This is a genomic window from Shewanella abyssi (assembly GCF_023284025.1).
GTDB classification, from domain to species: Bacteria; Pseudomonadota; Gammaproteobacteria; order Enterobacterales; family Shewanellaceae; genus Shewanella; species Shewanella abyssi.
In genome coordinates, this window is record NZ_JAKIKR010000022.1 from 63,998 (window position 1) to 72,135 (window position 8,138).

Genomic DNA, 8,138 nt, shown 5'->3' on the forward strand with positions numbered 1-8,138 from the left:
GCACCTTAAAAATTGTTTTCAACTTCGAGTTTAGTCATCCCAGCATAATGAAGCACATTAGAAACTTTTCGATAATTACCCATATTGACCACGGCAAATCAACACTCTCAGATCGCCTTATCCAAGATTGCGGTGGTTTATCCGATCGTGAAATGGCTTCCCAGGTTTTAGATTCAATGGATCTAGAACGTGAGCGCGGTATTACTATTAAAGCACAAAGCGTTACCTTGAATTATAAGGCTAATGACGGTGAAACTTACCAGTTAAACTTTATTGATACCCCAGGTCATGTGGATTTCTCTTACGAGGTGTCACGTTCTTTAGCGGCTTGTGAAGGCGCATTATTGGTCGTTGACGCAGGGCAGGGGGTTGAAGCGCAAACGCTTGCCAACTGTTATACCGCCTTAGAGATGGAACTGGACGTAGTCCCTATCTTAAATAAAATCGATTTGCCACAAGCTGATCCAGAGCGCGTTGCAGAAGAGATTGAAGATATTGTTGGTATTGAAGCTGCCGATGCTGTGCGCTGCTCCGCTAAAACGGGTGTGGGCATCGCAGAAGTGCTTGAGGTCATCGTGGCGCAAATTCCACCACCAGAAGGCGACCCAGATGCACCGCTGCAAGCCTTGATCATTGATTCATGGTTTGATAGCTATTTGGGCGTCGTTTCGCTTGTGCGTATCAAGCACGGTAAGCTGAAAAAAGGTGATAAGTTTAAAGTTATGTCTACCGGGCAAAACCATACGGCTGACCGCGTGGGCATATTTACCCCAAAACAGACAGATACGAATGAGCTCAGTACCGGTGAAGTTGGTTATGTCATTGCTGGTATTAAAGAGATCCATGGCGCGCCAGTCGGCGATACGCTGACGCTTGCAAAGAATGGTGCCCTAGAGCCATTACCTGGCTTTAAGAAAGTTAAACCACAGGTTTACGCCGGTGTTTTCCCAATATCAACGGATGATTACGAAAGTTTTCGTGATGCATTGAATAAGCTAAGTCTTAATGATGCTTCGTTGTTCTTTGAGCCTGAAACATCTTCAGCACTTGGTTTTGGTTTCCGTATCGGCTTCTTGGGTCTGCTCCATATGGAGATTGTCCAGGAACGTTTAGAGCGTGAGTACGGCCTAGATTTGATCACGACTGCGCCAACGGTAGTTTATGAAGTGGTCGGTACTAAAGGCGATACAATTTACGTTGATAACCCGTCTGACCTGCCCGCGATTAACAACATTGAAGAGATGCGTGAACCTATCGTAGAAACCAATATTTTGGTTCCTAAAGAGTACTTGGGTAACGTGATTACTTTATGTGTTGAAAAACGTGGCGTGCAGACCAATATGGTTTATCACGGTAATCAAGTGGCCATTACTTACGACATGCCAATGGCTGAGGTTGTGATGGACTTTTTTGACCGCTTGAAGTCAACCAGTCGTGGTTATGCATCACTTGAATACAACTTTAGTCGTTTTCAGCCAGCTGAGATGGTTCGCCTTGATATCTTAATCAACGGTGACCGAGTCGACGCTTTGGCGATGATCACTCACAAAGATAGTGTCCGCCATCGTGGTCTTGCTCTGGTTAATAAAATGAAAGAGCTTATCCCAAGGCAGATGTTTGATATTGCGATTCAGGCTGCCATTGGTAGTCAGATTATCGCCCGTTCATCGATCAAGGCTTTACGTAAAGATGTCACCGCTAAATGTTATGGTGGCGATATTTCACGTAAGAAGAAGCTATTACAGAAGCAAAAAGACGGTAAAAAGCGCATGAAGCAGGTGGGTAACGTTGAAGTTCCACAAGAAGCGTTTTTAGCTGTGTTAAAGCTTAATGATTAAGCTGATTTGTTCAGATTTGTTAATACATCGCTAGACTTTGCGCCGCAGTTTGCGGCGCTTTCATTACTGGCGTATAACCTTAGTGGCAGCGGTATTTTCGTCACTACTCAATTATGTTTGGCAGGAGTTAATTAATAATGGCAGCCTATTTTTCGCTTATTTTAGTCTTTGTCACGCTAGGCAGTGGTCTGGTGTGGATGGCGGATGCGGTTTTGTTTGCGCCTAAGCGACGTGAGAAGTTGGCAATGGCTCAAGCTACAGACGTCGATCTTAGTGAAGACAGTGTCGAAGTCATACTGCGTGAATCAGCGTTCGTTGAAACTTCAAAGTCAATCTTCCCTGTTATCGCCTTTGTACTTATTCTGCGCTCTTTTATTTATGAGCCATTCCAGATCCCCTCAGGCTCAATGATGCCGACGCTATTAGTCGGTGATTTTATTCTGGTAGAGAAGTTTAGTTACGGAATTAAAGATCCTGTATGGCGCACAACGCTAAAAGAAACCGGCAAGCCTGAGCGTGGTGATGTGGCGGTATTCAAGTATCCTGAAAATCCACAGATTGACTATATCAAGCGTATTGTCGGTTTGCCTGGCGACAGAATTGTCTACCGTAATAAGCAACTTTCGATTCAACTCGCTTGTGCTGAGGGCCAAAGCCCTTGTCCCGAGTTAAAAACAGTGGAGAGAGCTTCAGTTAACCGTGGTGAGTTTTCCCAAAATGGTACGCCATTGTTGCGTTTTAAAGAGCAGCTTGGTGATGTCACTCATGATATCTTAATTAACCCATCACGCCCTGATATGATTAATTACTATCATCGCCAACAGAATGTACCGCTAACCGAGTTTATCGTACCTGAAGGGCAATATTTTGCGATGGGCGATAACCGTGATAACAGTACTGACAGTCGCTTCTGGGGCTTTGTACCAGAAGAGAACTTGGTCGGCAAAGCGGTAGCGATTTGGATTAGTTTTGAATTTGATAGAACAGCGGCTGACTTCTTGCCAGCTTGGATCCCAACTGGGGTGCGTTTTAACCGTGTAGGCGGAATTGTGTAATATGGAACCGATTAAAAATATCCCTAGACTATGCCGTACATTAGGCTATGTGTTTGCAGACCAAGCATTTTTAGATCAGGCGCTAACACATAGAAGCGCCTCTAATAAGCATAATGAGCGACTTGAGTTTCTAGGTGATTCAATACTTTCAATTGTGATTTCTGATGCACTATATCATCAGTTTCCAAAAGCAACGGAAGGTGATTTAAGCCGCATGAGAGCCACATTGGTCTGCGGTAAAATGCTGGCTGAAATTGCCATCGAATTTAAGCTCGGCGACTACTTAAAGCTGGGCCCAGGCGAGCTTAAAAGTGGCGGATTTAGACGAGAGTCTATTTTAGCTGATGCAGTAGAAGCCATTATTGGTGCTATCTATCTTGATTCAGAAATTGAGAACTGCCGTAAGCTGGTACTCAATTGGTATGCATCGCGTTTGGATATTATCGAGCCCATTAATCAGAAAGACCCTAAGACTTTGCTGCAAGAGCATTTGCAGAAGTTCAGAAAGCCGCTGCCTATTTATAAAGTCGTCCATACTGAAGGAGACGCCCATGAGCAAACCTTCACCGTTGAATGTGTCGTAGAAGACTTGAAACAAGCCGTTGCTGGGGTTGCTAGTTCACGCAGAAAAGCAGAACAAAGTGCAGCCGCGCAAGTGTTGGAGTTAATAAAGAAATGAGTAACAACAAAGATTTACCCAAGAGCAATGAGCCGAGTCTAGATGACTTACTCGCGCAGATGAATAACCCTTCATCTGCGGTTAAGTACGCAGTGACTTATTGCGGTATGGTGGCGATAGTAGGGCGACCAAACGTTGGTAAATCAACTTTGCTTAACAAGCTGTTAGGCCAAAAAATTAGTATCACCTCTAAAAAACCACAAACGACTCGACACCGTATTATGGGGATCCATACTGATGGTCCGCGCCAAGTGGTATTTATTGATACGCCAGGCCTTCATATGGAAGAGAAGCGCGCCATTAACCGTTTAATGAACCGTGCTGCTGCCAGCTCACTTGCAGAGGTTGCCTTAGTGGTCTTTGTGGTTGATGGCATGACTTGGACGCCTGATGACGACCTGGTACTGCGAAAACTGCAAAGCCGTAATGATGGCCGTAAAACAGTGTTAGCCATCAATAAAGTCGATAATATTAAGGATAAGGAATTGCTATTCCCTTACCTTGAAGCGTTATCGAAGAAGTTTGAGTTTGACGAAATATTGCCTATCTCTGCAACCCAAGGCACTAACGTTAAACGCATCTTGGATATGTCAGTAGCGGCGGTGCCAGAATCTCCACATTTCTTCCCAGAAGACTATGTCACTGATCGCTCGCAAAAGTTTATGGCATCAGAAATCGTCCGTGAAAAGCTAATGCGATTTTTAGGCGACGAGTTACCCTACGATTGTACGGTAGAGATAGAGCAGTTTAAGATGATGGAAAACGGCGTCTATCAAATTAACGCACTGGTGCTGGTTGAGCGCGAAACGCAAAAGCGTATGGTCATTGGTAACAAAGGCGAACGCATCAAGACAATCAGTTCTGCAGCGCGTATCGATATGGAAACTTTGTTTGATAATAAAGTTTTCTTAGAGATGTGGGTTAAGGTTAAGTCTGGTTGGGCTGATGATGAGCGTGCACTGCGTAGCCTAGGCTACGGCGACGACTAACCTAAGCAGCAATTGAGAATATGCCTCTTTTTAGCGATAAGAAGGGGCATTTTTATAGCTATAAATACCGTATAGTGATTAATATTGTAAAGGATGCGCACTTTAATTATGCGCTTACTCTGTTAGTGTTTTTTTAAATGGGAATGAGATAATCATGGAACGTGGCTACGTTCTTCATAGCAGACCCTTTCGTGAGTCGAGTGTACTGGTTAACTTGCTGGTTGATGGCAAGGGGCGCGTTGACGCTGTCGCACGCTTAGGCGGTACAAAAAACTCAATCCGTAGCATTGTACAGCCATTCCAGCCGCTTATTTTTCAGTTGCAAGGTAAGTCAGATCTTAAAAACTTAAAACAAGTAGAAGCTGCAAGCCCTGCGGTGCCATTGACGGGCAATTGTTTATATTCGGGACTGTATCTGAATGAATTACTCATCCGCTGCTTAACGGTACAACATAGCGCCGAGGATCTATTTTTCAATTACCATCAAACACTCATCGCTATGGCTAAAGAGTTTAACCAAAGCCAACTGCGCTATTTTGAATTAGCATTGCTGCAAGAGCTCGGCACAATGCCATCGCTCGAAAATGATCCCTCGGGCGCTTTCATCACAGCGAGTGGTTTCTACCGTTTGGAAATAGATCATGGTTTTATCCCTGTCATTGCCACAGCATATAATCAACACAAGTTCTTTACGGGTGCAATGTTAGTCGCGCTTAAAGAGCAGTCTTTATTAGCTGAACATGCACGAGAGGCCAAAAAGTTGATGCGCCAGCTGTTAGCACCAACGCTGGGCAATAAGCCATTGCATTCACGCAGCCTGTTTATTAAAAAGAGTACCAACACCGTAAACCCCACTTCTAAAGGTTAAGTTTGGCTGTACTGGGTTAAGCAATCCGTGCAACCAACCATCTAAATCAGCCATTACAATCAAATAATTCAGTGGCGTAACAATGGCCTCTCGCTAGCAAAACGTGAAGTCTCACAGTACAATAACCGCTATCTATATTTGTCTATTAAAGGAATACACATGAGCCGGATCTTACTGGGCGTAAACATTGACCACATTGCGACTCTACGCCAAGCTCGCGGTACTAATTATCCTGATCCTGTTCATGCTGCTGCCGTTGCCGAACATGCTGGCGCCGAAGGTATTACCATCCATTTACGCGAAGATCGCCGTCATATCATCGACAGAGATGTATATACGTTAGCGAAAACCCTAAAGACGCGCATGAACTTCGAGATGGCAGTAACCAAAGAGATGCTTGATATTGCCTGTGAGATCAAGCCCGCTTATGTTTGTTTAGTGCCGGAGAAGCGTGAAGAGCTCACCACTGAGGGTGGCCTTGATGTCGCGGGTCAGCAAGATAAGATCGCAGCTGCTGTAAAACGTTTGAGTAAAGAGGGCATTAAAGTGTCGCTATTTATCGACGCTGATGCAACTCAAATTGATGCAGCCGTTGCCGTTGGCGCGCCTGTGATTGAAATCCATACTGGTTGTTACGCTGATGCGCAAAATGATGCCGATACGGCAGCTGAACTTGGCCGGATCAGTGAGATGGCAACCTATGCTCACGGTAAAGGTTTAGTGGTTAATGCAGGGCATGGTTTGCATTATCATAACGTTAAGCCGATAGCCGCTATTCCTGAGCTTTATGAGCTTAACATTGGTCACGCGATTATCGCCCGAGCCGCTATTGATGGATTAGCGACAGCGGTACGTGATATGAAGCAGTTGATGGTAGAAGGCCGTAGAGGCGAATAGCAGTAAAGGCCGGTTAGGAGCAGGTTAGGAGCCGACTAAAAGCCGGTTAGGAGCCGAATTAAAGCCGGATAGGAGCAGACTAGAAGCCGGATAGGAGCAGACTAGAAGCCGGTTTAGGGCCGAATTAAAGGCGGTTAGGAGCCGGTTGAAAGCCGATTTAGAGCCGAATAGAAGCAGGTTGAAAGCCGATTTAGAGCCGAATAGAAGCAGGTTGAAAGCCGGTTAGAAGCAGGCTAGAGGCCGAATAGAAGTCGATTGGTGTCATTTTTGCGTATGTATATGTCTATAGCTACGGCTAGCATCAAAAGTGTGTTTTCATTCGATATGGAACTATTGAGGATAAAGTATGATTGTTGGTTTAGGTACTGACATTGTCGAGATAGCGCGTATTGAATCACGTGTATCAAGTGCTGGTGATGTAGCGCTTGCGGATAATCGCTTAGCTAAAAGAGTACTCACTACAACCGAGTTCAAAGTGTTTGTGGCTTCGTCGAGTCCCGCTCGATACCTCGCTAAACGCTTTGCCGCCAAAGAAGCAGCCGCTAAAGCTTTGGGTACTGGCATTGGTCGTGGTGTGTCATTTCAGCATATCGAAATTAGTAACGACGCCAATGGCGCTCCTATCGTAAGCTTTAGTGGTGGCGCAGCCGAGCGATTAGCGTTTCTCGGTGGCGTTCGTGGGCATCTGTCTATCGCTGACGAGAAACACTATGCCACAGCAACTGTGATCCTTGAGTCTTAGTAGAGTTAGGGCATTGTTATTACTAAGCAAGATGGTACATTTAACCCACTAAAAGTAGCGAGTGACGTTAACTTTTGAGCCATTGAAGGAGGTATTATGACAACTCGAGTGTATGTGTTAGCGCAGTTTCAACCTAAAGAAGGTAAAGAAGCAGAGTTATTTGAGGTGCTAAAGGCACTGGAGCCTGACTCTTATCGAGAGCAAGGCTGTGTTCAGTATATGTTAACCCGCCAAGTTTACCACCCAAGTGCTTCTCGCAATGCTTATCCGATAGTATTCAATGAGATCTGGCAAGACGCCGACTCATGGGCTGCTCATGGTCGCAGAAAGCAGATCCAACATTTTTTTGAGACACAAGTGAAAGCTGATAGCGGTCTGGTTAAAGATGTGATTGTCACGGCTTATACTGATGAAGGCTATGAATACGATAAACCTATTTTCGAGTAAGTAACATTATTCGCGTTAATAATGGAGGATTAGATAAGTTTTTTATCTTGCTGTCGTTGCTTAGAAGTATTTTGGGCAGGAGCAAACTCGTTAATGCCCCATAGTTTGTATGCAGCTCTATCAAGCTACGCTTGACCAAAGTCGTGGCGCTTCGCCCATTATTGCAATCAAGAGTCGAGCCAAGGGGCAAAGCGCTTGTACCCGCTGTTGATTTAATAAGAGTCAATCCCTCAGCGCCCCGGCGAAATTTAAACAGCGAAATTTCCAACGGGGGAGATGGATGTTATCTGTTAGTTTGAATTTATAGTTGAGTTTTCATGTTTTCTGACGGATAACTCGAATGCCAAATGATTCTGCTTTTATAACCCAGTGTGGATGCGGCTGAGGCCGTCGAAAACAGGGATGTTTTCGTTGAGCCCACAGGGACGTGCTTGCGGCGAGCCTCAGCAGTATCTGCACATACGCCTGCCGCAGGCAATTGGAACCACTTCTGGCTGAAGCTAGCTCATTTTTGCCCCAAAACAACTTAGAGCTAATTCAATTCGTCACTCCAGTAACGCTTCTGGACTGGAGTCTAGCGACCTTTGCTTTGTATTTGGAGTAAGGGTCAACGATCTGCAGCC

At 45.1% G+C, this 8,138-nt stretch carries 8 protein-coding genes; all 8 read left to right on the forward strand.

The annotated features are described in order from the left end of the window. Positions 1-47: 47 nt before the first annotated feature. The 8 genes from lepA to L2755_RS11450 all read left to right on the forward strand — a co-directional run bounded on the left by lepA (position 48) and on the right by L2755_RS11450 (position 7,515). Positions 48-1,838: a translation elongation factor 4 gene (gene lepA, locus L2755_RS11415; RefSeq protein ID WP_248980821.1), complete on the forward strand. Its 1,791-nt coding sequence runs from the start codon at positions 48-50 to the stop codon at positions 1,836-1,838. Positions 1,839-1,975: 137 nt separating this feature from the next. Further along, entirely contained in the window at positions 1,976-2,893 is a 918-nt protein-coding gene (lepB, locus tag L2755_RS11420; protein ID WP_248980822.1) for a signal peptidase I, read from the forward strand. A 1-nt stretch (position 2,894) separates the two neighbouring features. Continuing rightward, positions 2,895-3,572, forward strand: coding sequence for a ribonuclease III (gene rnc, locus L2755_RS11425; protein ID WP_248980823.1), 678 nt, complete (start codon positions 2,895-2,897; stop codon positions 3,570-3,572). Continuing rightward, positions 3,569-4,561 (forward strand): GTPase Era, encoded by a 993-nt coding sequence (era, locus tag L2755_RS11430; protein WP_248980824.1) that lies wholly within the window; start codon positions 3,569-3,571, stop codon positions 4,559-4,561. Before rnc ends, era begins: the two co-directional genes overlap by 4 nt. A gap of 154 nt (positions 4,562-4,715) precedes the next feature. After that, entirely contained in the window at positions 4,716-5,429 is a 714-nt protein-coding gene (recO, locus tag L2755_RS11435; RefSeq protein ID WP_248980825.1) for a DNA repair protein RecO, read from the forward strand. Positions 5,430-5,588: 159 nt separating this feature from the next. After that, complete coding sequence (gene pdxJ / locus L2755_RS11440) at positions 5,589-6,326, forward strand: pyridoxine 5'-phosphate synthase (protein WP_248980826.1); 738 nt, start codon at positions 5,589-5,591, stop codon at positions 6,324-6,326. A 346-nt stretch (positions 6,327-6,672) separates the two neighbouring features. After that, positions 6,673-7,068 carry a holo-ACP synthase gene (gene acpS / locus L2755_RS11445; protein ID WP_248980827.1) on the forward strand — a complete coding sequence of 132 codons (396 nt, stop codon included), beginning with the start codon at positions 6,673-6,675 and terminating at the stop codon, positions 7,066-7,068. A gap of 96 nt (positions 7,069-7,164) precedes the next feature. Continuing rightward, positions 7,165-7,515 carry a putative quinol monooxygenase gene (locus tag L2755_RS11450; RefSeq protein WP_248980828.1) on the forward strand — a complete coding sequence of 117 codons (351 nt, stop codon included), beginning with the start codon at positions 7,165-7,167 and terminating at the stop codon, positions 7,513-7,515. Positions 7,516-8,138: the final 623 nt, after the last annotated feature.

Coding starts and splice junctions, on each gene's coding strand:
- lepA (WP_248980821.1), top strand. CDS start 48: ATGAAGCACATTAGAAACTTTTCGATAATTACCCATATTGACCACGGC.
- lepB (WP_248980822.1), top strand. CDS start 1,976: ATGGCAGCCTATTTTTCGCTTATTTTAGTCTTTGTCACGCTAGGCAGT.
- rnc (WP_248980823.1), top strand. CDS start 2,895: ATGGAACCGATTAAAAATATCCCTAGACTATGCCGTACATTAGGCTAT.
- era (WP_248980824.1), top strand. CDS start 3,569: ATGAGTAACAACAAAGATTTACCCAAGAGCAATGAGCCGAGTCTAGAT.
- recO (WP_248980825.1), top strand. CDS start 4,716: ATGGAACGTGGCTACGTTCTTCATAGCAGACCCTTTCGTGAGTCGAGT.
- pdxJ (WP_248980826.1), top strand. CDS start 5,589: ATGAGCCGGATCTTACTGGGCGTAAACATTGACCACATTGCGACTCTA.
- acpS (WP_248980827.1), top strand. CDS start 6,673: ATGATTGTTGGTTTAGGTACTGACATTGTCGAGATAGCGCGTATTGAA.
- L2755_RS11450 (WP_248980828.1), top strand. CDS start 7,165: ATGACAACTCGAGTGTATGTGTTAGCGCAGTTTCAACCTAAAGAAGGT.